General features: G+C 49.6%; 21 protein-coding genes and 1 pseudogene. 7 read left to right on the forward strand and 15 right to left on the reverse strand.

Going from position 1 to position 19,763, the window contains the following annotated elements; translation table 11 throughout:
* Positions 1 to 3: 3 nt before the first annotated feature.
* From dhaL to HV229_RS11000, 9 genes are all read right to left on the reverse strand, one after another.
* Entirely contained in the window at positions 4 to 636 is a 633-nt protein-coding gene (dhaL, locus tag HV229_RS10960) for a dihydroxyacetone kinase subunit DhaL (protein ID WP_016153354.1), read from the reverse strand.
* A gap of 11 nt (positions 637 to 647) precedes the next feature.
* Positions 648 to 1,718 (reverse strand): dihydroxyacetone kinase subunit DhaK, encoded by a 1,071-nt coding sequence (gene dhaK, locus HV229_RS10965; RefSeq protein ID WP_016153353.1) that lies wholly within the window; start codon positions 1,716 to 1,718, stop codon positions 648 to 650.
* 325 nt (positions 1,719 to 2,043) lie between these two features.
* Positions 2,044 to 3,318, reverse strand: a complete 1,275-nt coding sequence (locus HV229_RS10970; protein WP_016153352.1) for a Glu/Leu/Phe/Val dehydrogenase — start codon at positions 3,316 to 3,318, stop codon at positions 2,044 to 2,046.
* A 321-nt stretch (positions 3,319 to 3,639) separates the two neighbouring features.
* Complete coding sequence (locus HV229_RS10975; protein ID WP_053389079.1) at positions 3,640 to 4,608, reverse strand: spore coat protein U domain-containing protein; 969 nt, start codon at positions 4,606 to 4,608, stop codon at positions 3,640 to 3,642.
* A 13-nt stretch (positions 4,609 to 4,621) separates the two neighbouring features.
* Complete coding sequence (locus tag HV229_RS10980) at positions 4,622 to 6,907, reverse strand: fimbria/pilus outer membrane usher protein (protein ID WP_181547555.1); 2,286 nt, start codon at positions 6,905 to 6,907, stop codon at positions 4,622 to 4,624.
* Positions 6,908 to 6,962: 55 nt separating this feature from the next.
* Positions 6,963 to 7,685 (reverse strand): molecular chaperone, encoded by a 723-nt coding sequence (locus tag HV229_RS10985; protein WP_181547557.1) that lies wholly within the window; start codon positions 7,683 to 7,685, stop codon positions 6,963 to 6,965.
* Between the two features lie 14 nt (positions 7,686 to 7,699).
* Positions 7,700 to 8,230, reverse strand: coding sequence for a spore coat protein U domain-containing protein (locus HV229_RS10990; protein WP_016153348.1), 531 nt, complete (start codon positions 8,228 to 8,230; stop codon positions 7,700 to 7,702).
* A gap of 320 nt (positions 8,231 to 8,550) precedes the next feature.
* On the reverse strand, positions 8,551 to 9,282 hold the full coding sequence (locus HV229_RS10995) for a MerR family transcriptional regulator (RefSeq protein WP_181547559.1): 732 nt from the start codon (positions 9,280 to 9,282) through the stop codon (positions 8,551 to 8,553).
* 221 nt (positions 9,283 to 9,503) lie between these two features.
* The gene (locus tag HV229_RS11000; protein ID WP_181547561.1) at positions 9,504 to 10,715 is read right to left on the reverse strand and encodes a diguanylate phosphodiesterase; all 1,212 of its coding nucleotides are present in this window, start codon (positions 10,713 to 10,715) and stop codon (positions 9,504 to 9,506) included.
* Between the two features lie 318 nt (positions 10,716 to 11,033).
* Here HV229_RS11000 and ycgZ point away from each other — a divergent pair, with 318 nt between their 5' ends.
* The 5 genes from ycgZ (at position 11,034) to HV229_RS11025 (ending at position 12,811) form a co-directional block, all read left to right on the forward strand.
* The gene (gene ycgZ, locus HV229_RS11005; protein WP_016153345.1) at positions 11,034 to 11,270 is read left to right on the forward strand and encodes a regulatory protein YcgZ; all 237 of its coding nucleotides are present in this window, start codon (positions 11,034 to 11,036) and stop codon (positions 11,268 to 11,270) included.
* 42 nt (positions 11,271 to 11,312) lie between these two features.
* Positions 11,313 to 11,585 (forward strand): hypothetical protein, encoded by a 273-nt coding sequence (locus HV229_RS11010; protein WP_053390184.1) that lies wholly within the window; start codon positions 11,313 to 11,315, stop codon positions 11,583 to 11,585.
* Between the two features lie 34 nt (positions 11,586 to 11,619).
* On the forward strand, positions 11,620 to 11,886 hold the full coding sequence (locus tag HV229_RS11015; protein ID WP_016153343.1) for a biofilm development regulator YmgB/AriR family protein: 267 nt from the start codon (positions 11,620 to 11,622) through the stop codon (positions 11,884 to 11,886).
* Positions 11,887 to 12,014: 128 nt separating this feature from the next.
* Complete coding sequence (locus tag HV229_RS11020; protein ID WP_016156767.1) at positions 12,015 to 12,260, forward strand: hypothetical protein; 246 nt, start codon at positions 12,015 to 12,017, stop codon at positions 12,258 to 12,260.
* Positions 12,260 to 12,811, forward strand: a complete 552-nt coding sequence (locus HV229_RS11025; RefSeq protein ID WP_047358277.1) for a LuxR C-terminal-related transcriptional regulator — start codon at positions 12,260 to 12,262, stop codon at positions 12,809 to 12,811. The genes HV229_RS11020 and HV229_RS11025 overlap by 1 nt, the downstream gene beginning before the upstream one ends.
* 142 nt (positions 12,812 to 12,953) lie before the next feature.
* Here HV229_RS11025 and HV229_RS11030 read toward each other — a convergent pair whose 3' ends face one another.
* The gene (locus HV229_RS11030; RefSeq protein WP_181547563.1) at positions 12,954 to 13,745 is read right to left on the reverse strand and encodes an SDR family oxidoreductase; all 792 of its coding nucleotides are present in this window, start codon (positions 13,743 to 13,745) and stop codon (positions 12,954 to 12,956) included.
* A gap of 148 nt (positions 13,746 to 13,893) precedes the next feature.
* Here HV229_RS11030 and HV229_RS11035 point away from each other — a divergent pair, with 148 nt between their 5' ends.
* Positions 13,894 to 14,784 (forward strand): LysR family transcriptional regulator, encoded by an 891-nt coding sequence (locus HV229_RS11035; RefSeq protein WP_016153339.1) that lies wholly within the window; start codon positions 13,894 to 13,896, stop codon positions 14,782 to 14,784.
* A gap of 27 nt (positions 14,785 to 14,811) precedes the next feature.
* On the opposite strand, the gene HV229_RS11040 is transcribed toward HV229_RS11035, so the two are convergent.
* Together HV229_RS11040 and HV229_RS11045 are read right to left on the reverse strand one after the other, a co-directional pair.
* Positions 14,812 to 15,801: an aldo/keto reductase gene (locus tag HV229_RS11040; RefSeq protein ID WP_101700535.1), complete on the reverse strand. Its 990-nt coding sequence runs from the start codon at positions 15,799 to 15,801 to the stop codon at positions 14,812 to 14,814.
* A 26-nt stretch (positions 15,802 to 15,827) separates the two neighbouring features.
* Positions 15,828 to 16,679, reverse strand: a complete 852-nt coding sequence (locus HV229_RS11045; protein ID WP_181547565.1) for an aldo/keto reductase — start codon at positions 16,677 to 16,679, stop codon at positions 15,828 to 15,830.
* Between the two features lie 395 nt (positions 16,680 to 17,074).
* Between HV229_RS11045 and HV229_RS11050 the strand changes: the two are divergent.
* Positions 17,075 to 17,287, forward strand: a pseudogene (locus HV229_RS11050) (LacI family DNA-binding transcriptional regulator); the annotation flags it as partial.
* A 401-nt stretch (positions 17,288 to 17,688) separates the two neighbouring features.
* Here HV229_RS11050 and HV229_RS11060 read toward each other — a convergent pair.
* From HV229_RS11060 to HV229_RS11070, 3 genes are read right to left on the reverse strand one after another with little or no spacing between them, the layout of a single operon-like run.
* The gene (locus HV229_RS11060; protein WP_181547567.1) at positions 17,689 to 18,306 is read right to left on the reverse strand and encodes a TRAP transporter TatT component family protein; all 618 of its coding nucleotides are present in this window, start codon (positions 18,304 to 18,306) and stop codon (positions 17,689 to 17,691) included.
* The gene (locus HV229_RS11065) at positions 18,303 to 19,118 is read right to left on the reverse strand and encodes an SDR family oxidoreductase (RefSeq protein ID WP_230852504.1); all 816 of its coding nucleotides are present in this window, start codon (positions 19,116 to 19,118) and stop codon (positions 18,303 to 18,305) included. Before HV229_RS11065 ends, HV229_RS11060 begins: the two co-directional genes overlap by 4 nt.
* Positions 19,096 to 19,761, reverse strand: coding sequence for an iron-containing redox enzyme family protein (locus HV229_RS11070; RefSeq protein ID WP_047389842.1), 666 nt, complete (start codon positions 19,759 to 19,761; stop codon positions 19,096 to 19,098). Before HV229_RS11070 ends, HV229_RS11065 begins: the two co-directional genes overlap by 23 nt.
* Positions 19,762 to 19,763: the final 2 nt, after the last annotated feature.

A 19,763-nucleotide genomic window follows, 5' to 3' on the forward strand; every position in this document is an offset into this window, starting at 1 on the left:
TCCTTACTCTCTGGACGCCTGAGCCAGCATTTGCATCATAAACATTACGGACGTTGCGCCGGGATCCTGATGCCCAATGCTGCGCTCACCGAGATAGCTGGCGCGGCCTTTGCGGGCCTGCATGGTGATGGTGCTTTGCGCTGCTGCTTCCGCTTGTTGGCTTGCCGCTTCCAGCGCCGCCTGCACGCTCAGCTTTTGCTCGCAGGATTGGCGTAAAGATTCCACTACCGGCAGCCAGACATCGCACATGGTTTTGTCGCCAGGTTCAGCTTTACCGCGGCTAATCACACCTTCTGCGCCATCACGAATCATTTGATACAACTCTTCAAGCGTCAGGCTTTGATGAGCCTGGGTCACCTGGGCGGCGCGGATAAAAAAGGTACCAAACAGTGGACCGCTGGCCCCCCCGACGCTTGAGAGCAGCACCATGCCGGTGTTTTTCAAAATAAAACCAATGTCTTTATCGGCGATGGACGGCAGCTTTTCGACGACTTTGCTAAAGCCGCGGTGCATGTTCAGACCGTGGTCGGCATCACCAATTTCCCGATCAAGACCGGTGAGAAAATCACTTTCGGTGGTGAAGATCTCACCGCAGCGATAGAGCCAGTTAACAATTTGTGTTCTGTTGAGGGACATCATGTATCTCCTTATTTACCCCAGTTGAGAGCAGGGGTGTGAACCGGTGCATCCCATAAGCTCAGCGTGTCGTCATCCACCTGTAACAGGGTGATTGAGAAGCCGGTCATATCCAGAGAGGTACAGTAAGAACCGATCAGATTGCGCTCAATGACGATGCCGGCGTCCTGGCAACGGCTTTCGAGGCGGTTATACACGCCGAAGAGTTCTGACAGCGGCGTCGCACCGAGATTATTGACCAGCGCAATGACGCGATCGCCGCTTTGCAACGCGCGTTTGCTTTCTTTGCCTTCCTGCCACGCGCCCTGAACGTTGTCCCAGTGGCGGAGCGTACGGCTGTAGTTGCCGTTTTCCAGCAGGGTATCGAACATTTCATCAACGGTCTGATCGAGGGAAGTGAAGGTGCGGCGGTCAATGCCCGGTTCCCCGTGGATACCCACGCCAAACTCCATTTCGTTATCCTGCAACGTGAACGACGGTTGTCCGGCGGCCGGAACGGTACAGGCGCCAATGGCTATCCCAATGGAGTGGCCCTGGTTATTCAGTTTACGACCCAGCGCCGCACAGACTTCCAGTGAGTCACCGCGTTCGGCGGCAGCGCCGACCAGTTTTTCGATCAATACGGTATTCGCCACACCACGACGACCGGCGGTATACAGACTGTCTTTCACCGCCACGTCGTCATCCACTACCATGGTGGTGACTTTGACGCCGCTTTCATGCAACAGCTCGGTGGCGGTTTCGAAATTAAGAATATCGCCGGTGTAATTTTTGATGATCAGCAGTACGCCTTCGCCGCCATCAATTTGCATGGCGCATTCGAACATTTTATCCGGCGTGGGTGAGGTAAAAATTTCACCCGGGCAGGCACCAGAGAGCATGCCCTGACCAATATAGCCGCAGTGCATAGGCTCGTGTCCGCTGCCGCCGCCGGAAAGCAGCGCCACTTTGCCCATTACCGGCGCATCTGCGCGGGTGACATATACCGGATCCTGATGCAGTGCCAGGGAAGGATACGCTTTCGCCAGCCCGGCGAGTTGTTCAGTCAGTACGTCTTCAACACGGTTAATCAATTTTTTCATTATTTATGCTCCGCAGACAGTCCTGGATGGCTGCCAGATTCGGGCAGGCATCTGATGTAGGGTATCGGGTTATACAACGCCACGGCGACTGCTCGCTGCCGATAAGGTAATTTTGCACACGGGTTGGCAAAAGAAAATTGCTGTAATGGGCGTTTCAATACGAAACGTAGCAACATAATAATGTTCCGTATTGGAACGTCATGGTGCATAAAACAGCGAAAATGAGAGGTTGGGCCGTATTTAGCCGGGAAGCTGATTCACGGGTGTTTATGGAAAACAAACCACCTGCAGAGCAGGTGGTTTGTAGACATGGTCGATTTCGGCGTTAGCCCGGATAAATTCCGCGATCTTTACGTGCCAGCAGAATGCGTTCGCAGGCAACAATGTAGGCTGCCGTACGCAGTGAGCAGGATTTCTCTGCCGCTTTTTCCCACACGTGTACCATCGCATCGGTCATGATTTTGTCCATGCGATTGTTAATCTCTTCTTCGCTCCAGAAGAAGCTAGCCATGTCCTGAACCCATTCGAAGTAGCTGACGGTTACGCCGCCGGCGTTACAAACAACATCTGGGACAACCACGATACCGCGGCTTGCCAGAACGTCGTCGGCGTCCGGATAGGTTGGGCCGTTAGCGCCTTCGAGTACCAGTTTACAGGTCAGCGTTTCCGCGCGGTGACGGGTGATCTGGCCTTCGAGCGCGGCCGGGATCAGAATATCCATCTCCAGGCTCCAGAAGGCTTCGCTGGCAATGGTTTCAGCACCCGGGAAACCGGCAATCTGTTTGTGCTCCAGTTGCCAAGCAGACAACGCGGCCATGTCGATACCCGTTGAGTTAAACAGCGTTGCGGTGTGATCCTGAATCGCGACCACGCGTGCTCCTGCTGCCGCGAACAGGCGGGCGGCTTCGCTGCCGACGTTACCAAAACCTTGCACCGCTACGCGAGCGCCTTCAACGTCGATGTTGGCACGACGCGCCACTTCCAGACCGCTGACGAAAACACCACGACCGGTGGCTTTATCACGGCCTAACGAGCCGCCGAGGTGAATAGGTTTACCGGTGACCACGCTGGTCACGGTGGTGCCGTGGTTCATGGAGTAGGTATCCATCATCCAGGCCATTACCTTTCCGTTAGTCCCCACATCCGGCGCAGGAATGTCTTTCTGCGGCCCGATGATAATGCCGATTTCGCTGGTATAACGGCGGGTTAAACGCTCCAGTTCACCTTCGGAAAGCGAGAACGGATCGACGCGCACGCCACCTTTCGCACCGCCGTACGGCAGGTTCAACGCTGCGCATTTGATGGTCATCCATGCGGACAGGGCCATCACTTCATTAAGATCAACATCAGGATGATAACGCACACCGCCTTTGCCCGGCCCGCGGGAGAGGTTATGTTGCACGCGATACCCTTCAAAATGACGGATAGTACCGTCATCCATCTGCACCGGGATATCGACAATCAGCGCGCGTTTTGGGTGGCGCAGGGTATCCACCCAATGGGAAAGTTCGCCCAGGTAAGGGGCCACACGCTCGATTTGTTGCAGGTAGGTATTCCAGGCAGATGTGCTGCTATCTGAAGCGTAAGATAACTTATCCATGATAAACCTTAGTTATAAAAGTAATATGTTCTTAATTTGGCCGTGGTATACAGTGAATCACACCATATGAACCTAAATTTAACATTTATTTCATAGAATGGCCTGTCCGGCTAACACGATTTATCGGCATGAAGCGTGTGGGCTTTAGCTGAGAAGTGAATAGTTATTCTCTTATCGTGCTGATATTTCGGTTATTTTGCTGGCTGGGTAATTTAATATGCATGATTTATAAAAATCGCAATTTGTCAGATTTATGACGCACCTCTAAAAGTAAATAATATGATAATAAAATGTATTTGCTTTATTGCGATTAAGCTGGGGTCAGTAGGTCACGGCGATGGTAACGGTATCAGCATAGTTGTCAGGCGTGTAGTTCGCGCTGGGAACGGTGGCGTAAACCGGGTAGGTGGTGGTGGTTCCCGTACCGTTGCCCGCGACAGTATTGAGCGATGAATTGCCCCAAACCGTTCCGGACGGCCCCGGCGTCGAGCTAAGCTGGTAGGGGACCTTGTCCGTATTTGACCCCGTGCCGGCCATCACGCCGCTGCCTGCCGTATTGCCGTTAGAGGGCTGAAGTCCGATGGTGTAAGGCGTGTTATTGGAACATGCTACGCCCACGGTATTTGAAGCCGTTAGGTTACGCCCGGTCGCGCCGGCGGGCGCAAAGCTAATATTGGTTGCAGAGGTGATATTGCACTGTTTGCTGACCGTCGCCGATACGGTGAAGGGAAGCCTGGCGGCAACGGTATCGCCACAGGTGGTCGGCGGGAAAAGCAATCCAGGATTGAGGGTGACAAGGGCTGTCGCCGCCGTATAGCTATCCTGATAGCTTCCGGGGACCGCTGAGGTTTGTGGCGTGACAATCTGTGCTGATACCGTGAGTGAGCCCGTCACTGGCGTCAGATTCAGCAGATTAAGCTGTACCATTGGAAAAGTCGTTCCCGACTGATACTGACTCCCCCAGACTTTGGTGTGCCCGGCATCCTGGTAAAGCTGGTATGCCAGCGTTCTGGCAGGTGTTCCGTTTAATGACATATTTCGAGGTGTCACCTGGCCACTGACGGCTGAGGCGCCAATATTAAAACAGAGGTTGATCCCTGCCAGCGCGTCGCCAAGCTCTTTGGTGCAGGTGTAGTTGAACGTCATTGATGACGTTGCGCCTGTCGCAGACAGCGGATTGACTGAGCCCAAATTTATGGGTTGTACATTGCTCACCGAACAGGTTACGGCATGGCTAATCGCCGGACAAAAGAGTACGGTTGCGATGAGTAACAGATGCCTTAACCTCATGAGCGCACTCCTGTTAGTGTGGCCGGCAAACCAGTGGACCTATTTGCACAATCCCCTTTGCGGAAGCGGGATAGTCAAATTGCACGCGACAACTGCCGGTGTCTGTCTCAACGCGTAGCGCGTTGTGCTGTTCCAGCGTGTCGAACCAGGTCATCCCATCAAAACCAACGACAGACGATTGTCCTGCTCCGCTGATGGCGTATGCCATGCTGCCTTCGGGAATGGGTTTACCCTGATTGTCGACGAGGATGACCTGCGCAGCGCGTACCGGGGTAATGCCAAAGCTAACCAATGTACCGGAACGATCGGCAGGCGTTGCATTCGTCTCAACGCGCGCGATCCGCATATTGGCGGGGAGATCCATTGGGTCAATACTGATCAGGTTTTTTTGATAACTGTTCAGCGGCGTGACCAGCAATAGCCCCTGGTCGTCGCTGCGACCAATCAGGTTATTTTGTAATTTAATCGGGACGTCAGGAATGCCGTCAGTTGATACGACGGCAAAGCCATTGTTGATTTCACGTGCAGCAAACAGGCCGCCTCCCATGGTAACAAGCGATCCGGTGGCGCCTGCGTAGCCGTAGTGGTTATCCGGTAAACGGCTGAATCCCGCGTACGCTTTACCATAACGCCCCAGATATCCCACTTCTCCCTGACCGCTTTGCCGGGAAGCCTGCTGACTGGCGGCCAGATTCCAGCCCCAACCGCCGTCGGCAGGAGGCGTCAGGCTGGCGTTGAGCTGGTAGCCGGTCTCATCATTGGTACGTTGTAGGGTGCTGCTGGCACTGAGATTGTTATCAGTGGTCATTGTCACCATCAGATAGAGACTGCGATCGCGGTTATCGTCGATGTTTTGGTTGAATCCGGCATTCAGTGAAATGTTGTCGGTAATCGATTTGAACCAGCTGGCGTTGGCGTAGCGCACCGCATTTTCGTGCGGATAACGAAACTGCAGGTAACTCAGGCTGACATTACCGGCAGCTTCCAGCGAATAGCCAATGACCGTATTGCTGTTAAGCGTCGGTGGCGGCTCGCCATAATGGGTGGCGACATCATGATAATCACCGGAAGTGGCCGTCGTACTGGTACTGAAATTAAACCGTTCGCCGGACCAACGGTAACCAAAACTGTACAGAAAACCGTTCTTTCCTGCGTCGGTACTTGCGGCAACTGAGGTCGAAAACGTGCCGCTGCGGGTGCCTGGGATCCAGTCGTTACTGAAGCCCGCGTTAATCAGTCCATCGCTGGTTTCAGCGTGAGTCCCGGCGGTGAACGTATTGCTAAACCCACGACGCCATGTACCGCTCAGTACCGGTGCGCTGGCATAATCAAAAGAGGAGTAACCATAGTTTTCGCGTACCGTACCCAGTTCTGCAGACCAGGCAGTTAATCCTTCCCGCAGGAGTTGCTGATCGTTGTAGAACGAAAAATTTTGTACGCTCGTTCTGCCCAGCGCATCCGTCATCATCACCTGACCCGTTCCCGCGCCGCTGATGTTCGGCATTGTGTTGATCTGAAAGCTACCCGCGGGGACTTCTCCGTTGTAGTACCTGACGCCGTCGACGTACAGCTCAACGTTTGACGGCAACGTCGCGGAGCCAAGATATGCAGGGAGCGGGGTGGTTGGCATATAGGGCCGCAAACCAAAATCGGTTCCTATCTGAATGCCGCCGATACGCGTCGGCCGGGACCAGATAAGTGAACTGGTCAGGGTATCGCCAACGGTTACCGCCAGCATCGTTTCGGGAAATGACGTACGCCAGCTGGTATCGAGTCGCTCAACGCTGTTATCCGCATTTTCCTCGGTGGAATACTGCGTCAACTGGGTGGTGCTGAGCACGCCTGCAGCATTGAAAGCGCGGAATTCGCTGAAGGTATTTATTGCGCTTTCATCCCCCTGTTGGGTATAGATATCGTAATTGAGCAGCGCTCCGCGTGATGTTGTCGCCGTCGGCGCGGTCTCTACGGGGGAGTTAAGCTGCGTGGTCGCAAGATCGAGTGAACTGAGTGGCGCAGTAAGCGAAAGCGTTTGCAACTGAACGTTATAGTCAATGGTTAGCTCGGGGATATCGTTCAGGCAGACGGCGTGAGTGGCGTCAGGCGCAAAGCGAAAGCCCATTTTTCGCAGGGTATCTGCCCCTGCATAGAGCTTTCCATTATCGTAACCCAAATGCACCAGCCCAACGGGATTCCCATTTAAGGTGACGTCGAGATACAAATTGACCCCCACGAGCTGCGCTGCGCCATTAATAACACCATCGTCGTTCAGGTTATTATTCAGCGTTTGTGCGCAAACCATTCCCGATATTAATACTCCATTGAGAAAGCAATATTTCACCAGAAGCCAGGATCTGTTACAGATCTTGTACTGTTTTTTGGCCATTGATTGTGACTTCAACTTTCCCGCCATCATGAGTATTACTGGCCGACGGAGAGACTATCCAGCGCATCGTTGAGCCGGGTAAAACGTAGCCTAACAGTCCGGGCGTAATAACCTTTTTAGCACCGTCAGGGCTTATAAATGTTGCAGCAGATAATTGTGCATGCCCATTTCCCTGGTTACTCACTTCAATAAATTTTTTGCCATCAAGCTGTTGTAATTTCCATTGCAATTTTGCCTGCGTTTGCGCCGCTGATGTTGGTTGAATGAAAACGGGGACGGAATAATGCAGCACAAACTGAAGCTTATTTTTTTCTACTTTTGCAGGCGGTAACTCATCTATCGATAACCGATAAGCGTCTTCAGCATTTGCCGAAGGTGGGCCGGTCCGAATAACGCGAATCAACTGACGTTCTCCAGGGGCTAATGCCAGCATCGGCGGGCTAATGACCAGCCCCTGAGAGGGGGAAAGTTTGTCGCCGTAAGCGCTCTGGCTCCAGCGAAAAACCCGAACCTGGGCATTGAGCACATTTTCACCCGCATTACTAAGCCAGATACCATCGGCATTTTGCGTCGCGAGCAAAGTTAATGTGACCGGGGCGATTTGCAGCCCGCTGGCGGCAGCAAGGTTGAGGCTCGCAACCATCCCTAACAGGCATGCGCAGGCACACTGCTGAACAGGCAGTTTTACTCTCATGTGGCTTCCTGAAGTTAGTAGTTAACGTTAACCGTTACCGTGTCGGCATAGTCGTCAGGAGTGAAGTTGGCGCTCGGTGCGGTGGCATAAACCGTAAACGTTTGCACCAGCCCGGTCCCCGTCGCCGCTACGCCGTTTCCAGGCGCGGTGTCGGTGGCGGTGTTCCCCCACACCGGACCTGTTGCTGATGTTCGATTTAGCTGGTAGGGCACTTTATCGGTATTGGTGGCAGCGTTAGCCACGGAGGACATGGCGCCTGAGCCCGTCGTCGTCCCCCCATTGGCGGCCGACGGCGCCAGGCCGATAAAATAGGGCGTGGTTTTAGAACAATTAATCGAAATCGTGTTGCTTGCATTGGTATTTGTTGCCGTGGTATTCACCGGCCCAAGCGTGATATTTGAAGCCGAACCGGCAGTCACGGTACAGGCCTTTTGAATCGTCATCAGTACCTGAAATGTTCCGTTAACGGTTGCTGCATTTGCCACGGGAATAATGGAAAAGGCGCAGCAACAAAGAATTAAGCGTTTGTCTAAGACTAGAGCCATATCCTTTACCTTTTTCAAATAACCACATTTATTACTTTAGAAAAACAATAATGTGGTACAAGAAGACATGGTTTAACCCTAGAATAAGTATTAGGCGTGCGCCAGTTGATCTAATAAATTTTACTTAGGAAAAAGGTGATGTCGTTTGCAAAAAAATAATACCCACGGGTGAGTATATTGTTTTGTTTTTATGCTACTGCGGGTATTAAGTCAGGCGGGTAGGGAACACAGATTCATTGGATGGTATTCAAAATAACCACCCAAAAAATAAGAATTAGTAAGATTTATCTTACTCAGCTCATTACTGCGATACATGTTGGTTACGGGCTGTGAAAAATGACTTTATAACCTTGTTCGTTCCAGTGTTGTAGAAGTTCATTTTGTCTGCGGGTTGGCGTAATACCAGTCCAGACAAAAAGCGTTTGCCCGGGGAAGAGTTCAGGTCTTGGCGATTCAATGGGTTCAGCAAGCACGGCAATATGCCAGCCCGATTGCGATAAACGCCAGGCTTCGAGCCATAAACGGGTTCGGTCTTCAACATCCCAGGCCATCAGGATGGCATCTTTCCCTGATTTGCGCCGCGTTTCAGACAGCAGGGTTGCTACATATTCAATCAATGCGCCATCAAGCATACTGTTCATGATGCGGGATGTATTATGGTCAAGTATCAACCGCTGACGCACGGGAAGATAAACGCGATCAATCAACGCATCTACGGGGTAGGCGCGACCGAGTGCGATAATTTTGGCTCGCAGCTTCGGGGGATACGCCATACGAAGAATGCCCATCATCTCTTCTTGCAATTGATTCCAGTCGTAGTCAGTTTCACGGGTACTGGTTTCCAGCAATGCTTTAACTTTGCCAACGGGTGTGCCACTGCTAATCCAACGTTTTATTTCTTCAATACGTTGAATATCCTCTTCATCAAAGAGTCGGTGGCCACCTTCGCTGCGTTGAGGTTTGAGTAAACCGTAACGTCGTTGCCATGCCCGAAGGGTGACAGGATTTATCCCGCAACGTTCTGCGACATCCCCAATGCTGTAATAAGCCATAATTCCCCCAGACACTCATGATTCTCCGTCACCGATATGCGGTTCCTGCTACTTTGTACAACATGCATCAAATTGTACAAAACATACATAGGATTCTAGCAAAATTAAGATTTACTTTACTATCACGTAGGGAGTAAATGCTGAATTTTTATGTTCAGCATAAAAGAGGTGGCGGGATTATTGTGTAATAACAATACGTTAATTATTATAACGCTGAGAAATCATTTTTTCTCTGGCCACGCGACAGACGGAGTACCATTCAGGCAGGCTCTTGCAAACAGGTTACCCTGGAAGATCTCAATACCCGCGGATTCAAGCCACATCCACTCTTCAGGTTTTTCGACGCCGACCGCAGAAATCATAATCTCCAGTGAAGCGCAGCATTTGATTATGGCCTGAATGATGGCCTGCCGTGGTCCACTTTTATGCACATCAGTGATGAGTTCGCGGCTTATCTTAATTCGGTCCGGTTGAAAGCGAGACAAAAGCTGAAGCCCGGCAAAACCTGCCCCGAAATGATCTATCGCCACACATATACCCGCTGCCTTGAGTGACTTCACGGCCTGCGCGAACGTATCAAAACGCGAAATAACTTCACTTTCGGTAAACTCTACAATGATTTGTTCAGGCACCAGTCCATGCGCCGCGATTTCGTTTATAAGAAAGCTGACTGCATCGGGTCTGTTTACCAGGGTCATGGGTAACAGATTAACCGACAGCATTTTGTGATTAAGTCCCAGTGCGCTTGCCATTGCAAATGCAGTCTTTTTGCTCTGCAGATCAGCGGTATACACATCTTCAGGTGTGAATTTGTCAAAATACGTAGCGGGCGTTTCACCGTCTTTACCGCGAATAAGGGCTTCCAGCGCAATGACGCGCTGTGACATAGGATCGATAATTGGTTGAAAAGCAAAGCTGAAATCTGTATCTGACGGGAGTGTGCTTTCATCCAGGATGGTACAGGTATTGTCGGTTATAAAACTCCAGTAATCAGGCGCAGGTATTTCAAAATAGCTCGATTTTTCCGTGGCGAGGACAAATGTGCGGAAAAACTGTAATGCTCTGTCATCATACGTGAGCTGAAATTTGGACGTACCCTTATTGAGTACAGCTTGCAGGACGTCATTCCGTTCATGTTTTTGTAAATCAAATAACTCCATCCCTACATTTCCGAATCTTCTCGCAGGCGCGTAATCACACATCAGTTCAACGATATTGTGGTGCCGGGGGTCGTTACAAATACAACGATAGATCTCTTTTACCTGCTCCTCTGGGCCTTCAAGCAGTTGGAAAAAGTGATGGCCGTTAAAGAGTAAGATCCCCGTAACATCTGATCGCCTGTTTTTGATATTTGCGGCTGTCACCATATCCTCAAGCGCTTTGAGAGGGGTGTCTTCACGTAGATGGCTACGGTAAATAATGGTCGTGAGCATGGACAGTCCGGGATCAAGGAAGGAGAAGAGGTCTGGTCAGTATCAGACAAACCAAGTTACGCCCTGATTTTAATACATAATTCTAACTTTGTCTTTACAAGCAAGCGGGCTAATACAGATCAATTTCATTGATAACACAAAGTGATTTGTACAAAGAAATTGGATTTCATATAGATATAAACTATCGTAACTACATGATTTAATTAATTTAGCATTTTTTGCTAAAAATTAGCGTGCTATGTTGTACACATTTTCGGTACAGCTTTGCTACTGTTATAAAACTTAATATTCACCAGCATTTTGTTACAGGAGCACTCCATGCAGCAGCATACCGTTCGCACTGATTCTGCAAGCGCGATTTCTCGTTACTTTGCTAAAGCGCATCTGCCAACCCAACAGGAAACGTTGGGCGAAATCGTGACTGAGATACTAAAAGATGGGCGCAATCTCAGTCGCAAATCACTGTGTACCAAACTTCTGCACCGTCTTGAAAATGCATCAGGTGAGAATGAACAGAAACATTACAATGCGTTAATCGGCCTGCTTTTCGAATAAAATAAAGCCCTACTATGATAATGGGTAAGTAGTGAAGGAGTTATGAAGAAACCTGACAGTGAACGCTTGAAACATGAAATTACAGGTTTGGCTGTGCTAGAAATTTTGCGAATGCATAAAGACGTTTCGTTAGCTGCACTGATTAAGCAATTGCGGCTTATGCATGCCAGTGAAATGGATGGTACACGTAAACAATTAATTGACAGCGTTATCAATGATTTTACAAATGTTAATCCGGGGAAGATAAACAGAAAACCGGAAAAAACGAGAGATGAGAGTGCTTTCAGTGCCAGCAAAAACCCTAAATTACATTAAAGATAATTCTCCAGACTATACAAGCGAGGTTACCATGCTTCATGAAATTAATGTCCACAGTGTAATGACGGATAAAGCTTTATCAAGTTACTTCCATAATGCAGGTGAACTATTAGCAGATGAGTCAGTGGTATTGGGGCAGGCGGTGACAAATGTAATTCTGGCAGGTGATAATGTTAATAATAAAAACATCATTTTAAGCCTGATTAGTTCTCTGGAGTCAACAACTGACGTTGTCAAGGCAGACATTATCAGAAAAACCCTGGAAATAGTGTTACGTTATACGGCTGATGACGTCTAATGAGATAGCACATTAATATAAATACACAGCACAATTATTGTATGATGTAAGTTCTGTCGCTTCGCTGTTTGGATTAAGACTATACATAGCATCCTATTATTTTTATGACTGCATATTATGGAGTTGATATGGCTAATTCAATTCCGGAAGATTTTATTTTCCGCTGCGCTTTGTATAAGGATATAGAGCGTAATGTCATGTTAAAACAGGGTTGTATCAGTAATGATGTTCTTATTCAGGCATTCAGCACGCAGTTGAAGAATGAGAAGAATGTGATACTGACCGATCTCTATTCACAGATTCTGGCACATCTTCAACTCGATAAAACTTCGCAGCCCGGTGAGGTCAATGGTGATTTTTCGTTGAGGTCATAATGATGAACATCATGCAGGAACATGCTGGAAACGCAGTTTTATGGATTGATGATATCTATATCAGGCAAGGGTTAAAGAATATCCTTGCAGATATCGTTTTTGAAGATGACAAGGCGCGACTTGTTTTCTTCACCGCTAATCACTTTGACGCGGTAAAAAAGCAAAATTACGATCTGAATACATATCGCCTGGTGCTGCTGATTGATGGCCATCTGTATCAGTATCTCAATGACATCTCACTTTACAGACTGCCAGTAGATAGCGATGTTGCCTCAATCAAGCAATTTATTATTGATATTACTCGTGCTGGTGGAAAGCACGAGCATCAATCGGAACTCAATATCTCCTTGACTGCGCGAGATAAATATATTTTAACGCAGCTAGGGGAGGGGCGAACTGTTTTTGAGATATCTGCCATGTTAAATCTACACTTAAAAACCATTTACCAGGCCAGGCAGAATCTGATCAAGAAACTTGGTTGCTCAGGGCTGATTGATTTTCAGGGAATACTGCAAGCGCAAATATTCCGGAACTGGCTGAAGCATGCCTGATCATCGATACGCTAAACTTACCTTCAGCGATTTGTGTAAGTTTAAATCAATCGCTCGGGTTATCTCATCGATGATGTCTTCTGTTGTGAACATAAATTAACGCGCATTATAAGAGGGCGATGATACAGCCTTGTCGAGATGCTTATGATTTATTTATAGATTTCAGCAACCCCGTGCGGTTCAGCTCGTTAATAATGCACTCAGGTTCTTCACACAGAGGCATATTGTCTATATCTAAAACGCCATCATTTTTTTGTGGATCATCAGCCTGCAGGTCTGCAAACAGTGGAGTAAGATCCTGCGGTGCTTCGCCTCGTTCGGCCACCAGCTCAAACGTTTTATTTTTTGCCGCCTCGTTGGTCAGGGCACTGACCAGAACCTGGGCGATTTGCTGCCTTGATATCACACCATCTTCTGGTGTTCCTGCATGGCGACGATCCCCCTGGAGCAAAACGATTCTGTGTTCATCATCATTGTTGTAATCAAACCAGCCGGGTCTGACGATGGTATACGGGTGACCACTCGCTCTGACCAGACGTTCGGCACGTCTTTTCCAGTCATGAACCTCAGTGCGTTGATTCCAGGTGCTGAGTCGTTCAGTCACGCCAATCGTGGTCATTAAACCGATGCGTACAGGTGTATCCCTGAAGAGTCGTAAAATGTTACGCACACCGCCGTAATCTATCGCTCTGGCGCCAATACGCCCCTGGCCATCGGAACCGAGAGTGAAGATGATGGCATCAATATCTTTCGGCAAATCGGTAAGTGTTTCAGGCATTGAAACATCGCCGTAAAAAACATCCGTTCCACGCGGAAGTAATTTTACTTTCCGTTTATTTCTGACCAGCGCCACGGGCTGATGACCCATTTCGATAGCGGTACTCACGACATGAAGACCAATACTTCCGGTCGCGCCTGCAATGAGTATTTTCATGATAAACCTTCTGATAATTCAGACATATTTTCTCTACAGCCAGAATATCAATTATCATTATTGTCAGTAATAGGGCTAAAATGATTGTGTCTATGAACACCCTTCATAAGTGCGCGATGAAGGGAATGCCACCATAAGGAAATCGCCGATGCTTAAAGAAAACTTCAACGAACTGCAAATCTTTCTGGTGGTGGCAAGGGAGCGAAGTTTTACCAAAGCAGCGGGCAAACTGGGTGTTTCTCAGTCTGCACTCAGCCATGCGATGAAGGCGCTGGAGGAAAGGCTCAATATCCGCCTTCTGACCCGTACGACCCGAAGCGTTGCCCCTACGGAAGCCGGTGAGCGAATTATTGCCTGCCTTGAACCGCGTATTGCCGATCTTGAACAGGAGCTGGAATCGCTGGTTCAACTGAACGGCACTGCCTCCGGCAATATCCGCTTATCTGCTGGGGAGCATGCCGCGCGAAGTTTGGTATGGCCAAAGTTAAAACCTTTCCTCAGGGAATATCCGGAAATTAATCTCGAACTGGTGGTTGATAACGGCTTTGTCGATATTGTTGAGGGCCGTTTTGATGCCGGGATCCGCCTGGGCGAAAGCGTGGATAAGGATATGGTTGCTGTAAGAATTGGCCCGGACATGCGCATGGCCGTGGTGGGAGCACCGTCTTACTTCGCGGCAAACCCTGCACCTGAAACGCCGCACGAGCTACAAAATCATCGGTGCATCAATATGCGCCTGCCGACTGCCGGTGGGCTTTATCACTGGGAGTTTGAGAAGGAAGGGAAACCGTTACGGGTCAGAGTGGAAGGGCAGGTAACGTTTAACCAGCAGGCAGAAAGGATTGATGCTGCTTTATCCGGTTTTGGCATTGCCTGTATGCCTGAAGACAGAGTGCAGGATTATATCAAGTCAGGGGAGCTTATTCAGGTTCTGCAGGACTGGTGTCCATCTTTTCCCGGCTATTATCTCTACTACCCGAGCCGTAAGCAGCACCCGCCCGCATTTGCGCTGATGATCGATGCACTTCGCTACGCCTAATAACGGGTCCGTAGACCCGTTCGGGTATTAACGGCCTACGCGGGCCAGGTGCTCAGGAGAGTAACGTTCACCGACGATGTTAATCGTTTCCAGCGCCTGGGTTATCTGCTGCGTATCCTTCTGCGAAAGAATGATGTCGGCAGCCCCCAGGTTTTCCTCCAGCCGGTGCAGTTTGGTGGTACCAGGGATAGGAACAATCCACGGCTTTTGTGCCAACAGCCATGCCAGCGCGATTTGCGCAGACGTCACACCTTTCTCTGCCGCCAGTTCACCCAGCAAGGTGACCAGCTTTTCATTGGCTTCAATCGCCTGCTCGGCGAAACGCGGCACGGTGCTGCGATAATCGTCCTTGCCAAAAGTGATTCCTGGCTTAATTGATCCCGTCAGGAAGCCTTTGCCTAATGGGCTGAAGGGAACGAAACCAATACCCAGTTCCTCCAGTAACGGCAGGATCTCCTGCTCAGGCTCGCGCCACCACAGAGAGTATTCGCTTTGCAGCGCAGTGACCGGTTGCACGGCATGTGCACGACGAATGGTTTGTGCGCCCGCTTCGGACAGACCGAAATGTTTGACTTTGCCTTCCGCTATCAGGTCTTTCACCGTTCCCGCAACATCTTCAATGGGGACATCCGGGTCGACACGGTGTTGGTACAGCAGATCAATGACATCAGTCTTAAGGCGGCGTAATGATCCTTCCACAGCTTCACGGATATGCTCCGGACGGCTGTTTAAAATCTGCTGCTTGTTGTCCGTGCCGAAGGTAAAACCAAACTTGGTGGCAATAACCACACGGTCACGAAACGGTTTTAAGGCTTCGCCTACAACCTCTTCATTGAGGAAGGGGCCATATACTTCAGCGGTATCGAAGAAGGTGACGCCACGTTCAACCGCTGCGCGAATGAGCTCGATAGCCTGACGGGTATCGGTCGCCGGACCGTAGCCATGGCTTAAGCCCATGCAGCCGAGCCCAAGCGCGGATACTTCGAGTCGGGATTTACCCAGATAACGTTTTTGCATTGAATGAATACCTCTTTTATCGCGACTTAAACATCAAGTTTGCGGCCGGTCAGCCATTCCACCATCGCCGGATCGCGGTGAGAGAAGAAGGCGCTGGTTGCAGTGTCGAGGGCAGCAATCTGCAGCATATCTTCAGAACTGAGTTCAAAATCGAGAATGTTAATGTTCTCTGCCATGCGTTCTTTGCGCACCGATTTCGCCAGTGAAATGATGCCTCGCTGGAAGATCCAACGCAGAACAACCTGGCCCACGCTTTTGCCGTACTTCTGACCAATTGCCGTTAATACGGGATGCTGGAACAGACCATTTTTCCCCTCAGCAAACGGAGCCCAAGCTTCCGGCTGAATGCCACGGCTTTGATTCCAGGGAACGGCATGCAGCTGCTGGTTGAAGGGGTTAACTTCAATCTGGTTTACCGCAGGGGCAACGTTGTTGAAGGCGATAAGGTCGGCCAGTCTGTCAGGATGGAAGTTGCTGACGCCAATGGCGCGAATTTTTCCTTCCTGTTGTAATTCTTCCATGGCACGCCATGCCCCATGAACATCACCGTAAGGCTGGTGAATCAGATACAGGTCAACATAATCAAGTTGCAGACGATTCAGGGAGCGTTCGAACTGGGCTTTAGCGCCTTCGTAATTCGTATCCTGTAGCCAAAGTTTGGTCGTTACAAAGAGCTCGTTACGGGCGATACCGCTTTGTTTCAGAGCGTTCCCGACCTGGGTTTCATTCTGGTAAGACGCGGCGGTATCGATCAGGCGGTATCCCGTATCGATCGCATCAATCACGGCTCTTTCGCATTCAGCGGCATCAGACATTTGAAACACACCAAAGCCCAGCAGGGGCATTTCAATACCGTTGTTCAGTTTTACAGTTTGCATGACGTTATCCTTTGGCTGTTGTCGAGGAAAAGCATAACGCAAAGTTATTTATTCGATTAGATGGGGTAATTAGCTAGGGTTTATTAGATGTGTTCATTAATTTTGAGGAGGGCTGATGGGCGGCTTTGTGTAAGAAATGAACGTTTTAAACACTAAGGAAAGGCATTTATCCGTCGGGAGACAGTCCATGCAGCTGCCCGTCGCACCTCAGACCCTATAATACCTCGTAAATCAGCAAACTCGCGGGGATTGAATTTTTTGCGGCGCTAACGCCAATGGAAGTGAGAGCGCGAACTGGGTTTCATGTAACGCAACAACATGTGAACTGGCTTACATCTTTGACCTCTATCACACTTTATAGTGACATTACTTTTTAGAGGACACATTTCATCATCATGGCTTCCATTAAAGATGTTGCAAAAAAAGCAGGAGTATCAACGGCTACTGTATCGCGGGTGCTTAACAATCATCCCAGCGTAGTGCCTGAAACGCGTCAGGCGGTACGTGATGCAATGGATTTCCTGTGTTATGTGCCCAGTAAAAGCGCGATTCAACTGAGCGGCAAATGTTCAGGCCTCATCGCCGTCGTGTTGCCGAACCTGGTCAATCTGTAGTGGCACAGTTCATTTGGCCACTTGAACAGCCGATTATCGTTGATTCCATGCTCACGAGCGAGTTTCGCCACGGAGATCTCTGGTCGATCTGAGCGTTCAACCATTTTGATTTTGAACTCAACGAGATAATTAGGGCTTTTTTACGCACTGTAGTTAACAATTTCATGGATAGCGCCCATCATATTTGGTGTCCGCTATGCTGTCAGAAAATTGAGAGTCTGCCAGACGGTGCTGAAATGACGCCTACAATAGGTGAGCTGGGTGTGGATGACAAGCCTGAAAAAGACGAAGGCATCACCACAGTGATGGCTATTCTCGTCAAAGGAAAAAGGGAATATCTGTACCGTTCACAGGGAACAGTGGGCGGCACAGTATATTCTGCGGGTACTGGTTTTTTACTTAATACTGGTCAGATCCTTCGCAATATCACGACGGCGTCCATTATCAGCAATCTCTCGTCCTGGGCGCGCCGGAGCTTTCAGTGCTTTATCCAGATAGCGCTTCGCGTCCTGGTTTTTTTTCTCCTGCAATAGAAAGTCACCATAAAAATAGTTAGGGTCAATACCGTCAGGATTGATCGCCAGCGCTTTCTTTAACATTTCTTCGGCTTTTTCTTTATCACCAAAACCAATCGGCCAGCCTGGTACCTGATAATACAGCGCACCGAGGCTAGTCCAGGCTGACCCCTGCAATGCGCCTGGATCAATCTCAATGGCTTTTTCCAGATTACTGCGCGCCTGTTTAACAAGGCTCAGCGCGCCAAGACCGCCTTTGGCGCCAGCCCAACTGCTGTCAATGATACCTGACCAGATTAACAACGGTGCATCGGTATTGTGAGCTTGAATAGCATTGTGGGTCTTTTGGCTGAGCGCACTGAAACAACTCTCTTTTTTCGCGGCTAACGTCTGATATTGGCAAATGGACCACTCATGCTGTAAATCTTCCAGCGTCGTATTCGCCATTGCAGAGAAAGGTATCACTGTCGCAATAATGAGTACATGTAGAATTCTCATTTATGTTCTCCCTTGAGCGGTTTTCTGGCAAATAACTGAATCACAGGTAATTTTTTTCCTAATGCCCCATCGATGACGGTGGGAAACCAGGCATTGATTTTGACAAACAGGCGTTCCATCACGCCAAAGCGGTAGCGTTTCTGTTCAGTTTCAAGGAGACGGGTGAGTCGCGCGGCAACAAAGTCGGGGGAATCGCTACTGTTGCCGAGTTTCTGATTCAGGGCATACACATGTTCGTTGTTCAGCAAGGTTTCTGTTGAACGCGGAGCGGCATACAGTACCGTGATGCCGCTACCCTGTAATTCACGCCCTAATGCTTCAGAAAAACGGTGTGTCGCTGCTTTGGTCGCACTGTAAACGCTCCAGGCTGGATGACCAATTTCCCCAAAGATAGACCCTATATTGAGCACGATCCCTGGTGTATTCATCTTTTGCATTAAAGCACGGGTGAGTAAGGCCGGGATCTCAATGTTGGCGCGGATCTGCTCACGAATATCGTCAAAAGATTGCTGTTCAAACAACGCAAAGCGACTACTTCCCGCATTGTTTATCAGGATATCCAGCCCACCATCCTGGCTAAATCGTGCGGCCAGGGCGTTGATTTCATCATCAGAATAATTACGCATTAGCGCAATGCTGTGCCGCTCCGCATAGGGAAGTGTCTGTTGCAGAAGCTTCATTGCCTGTTCGTTGCGCCCGACAAGGCAAAGCCGTGCCCCTTTTTTCGCCAGCGACAGTGCCAGCGATTGACCGATACCCCCGCTTGCGCCGGTGAGTAAAACCGTCTTGTCATGCAGGTTCATTTGCGTCATTTCCCAGTTGCTCAAGCATCTGCCCATACAAGTTATAAACACGACGGGCGGTGTGGATAATGGCAGTCTGATCGTCCTTATCGGTGATGGTATCCATCAGAGATGCAAAAAATCGCAAATGTCCCTGATCAAGCTCGCCATGTGAACGCAGATAAGTGGTAGCCTGCTCAGGTAGCGCCAGCGTATGCTCAACTTGTGCGGCAACGGCTGATGCTATCGACACGCTGGTACCTTCCAGTACCTGGACCATGCCAAAGAGGCTCATTGGATTGATTCGTTCAATACGATAGTAGAGGTAAGCGATCATCATTTCGATTGGTAGCCCAGGCGTTCCATTTCTGACTTTTTCCGCGTCGCCACCACAGGTGCGAATATCATTGAGGATCCATTCCTGATGTCCGTACTCTTCATCAATATATTCGGCAATGGCTCCTCGCACTGCTTCACGTGAAGCAGCAAGACGACTGCCGGCGCACATCAGCAGCGGCACGGTATGGCTGACGTGGTAATATGCCTGTGTCAGAAAGTGGATATACATTGCGCGGGAAATATCGCCTTGCTGGCAGCGGGCGATGATTGGCGATGCCAGTAACCGCTGACGGTCCTCAGCGGTTTGTTTTTGCAGTTCCTGATAAAAACTCATGA

Origin of the sequence: Citrobacter sp. RHBSTW-00524 (assembly GCF_013747755.1) — a bacterium.
GTDB lineage: Bacteria > Pseudomonadota > Gammaproteobacteria > Enterobacterales > Enterobacteriaceae > Citrobacter > Citrobacter braakii.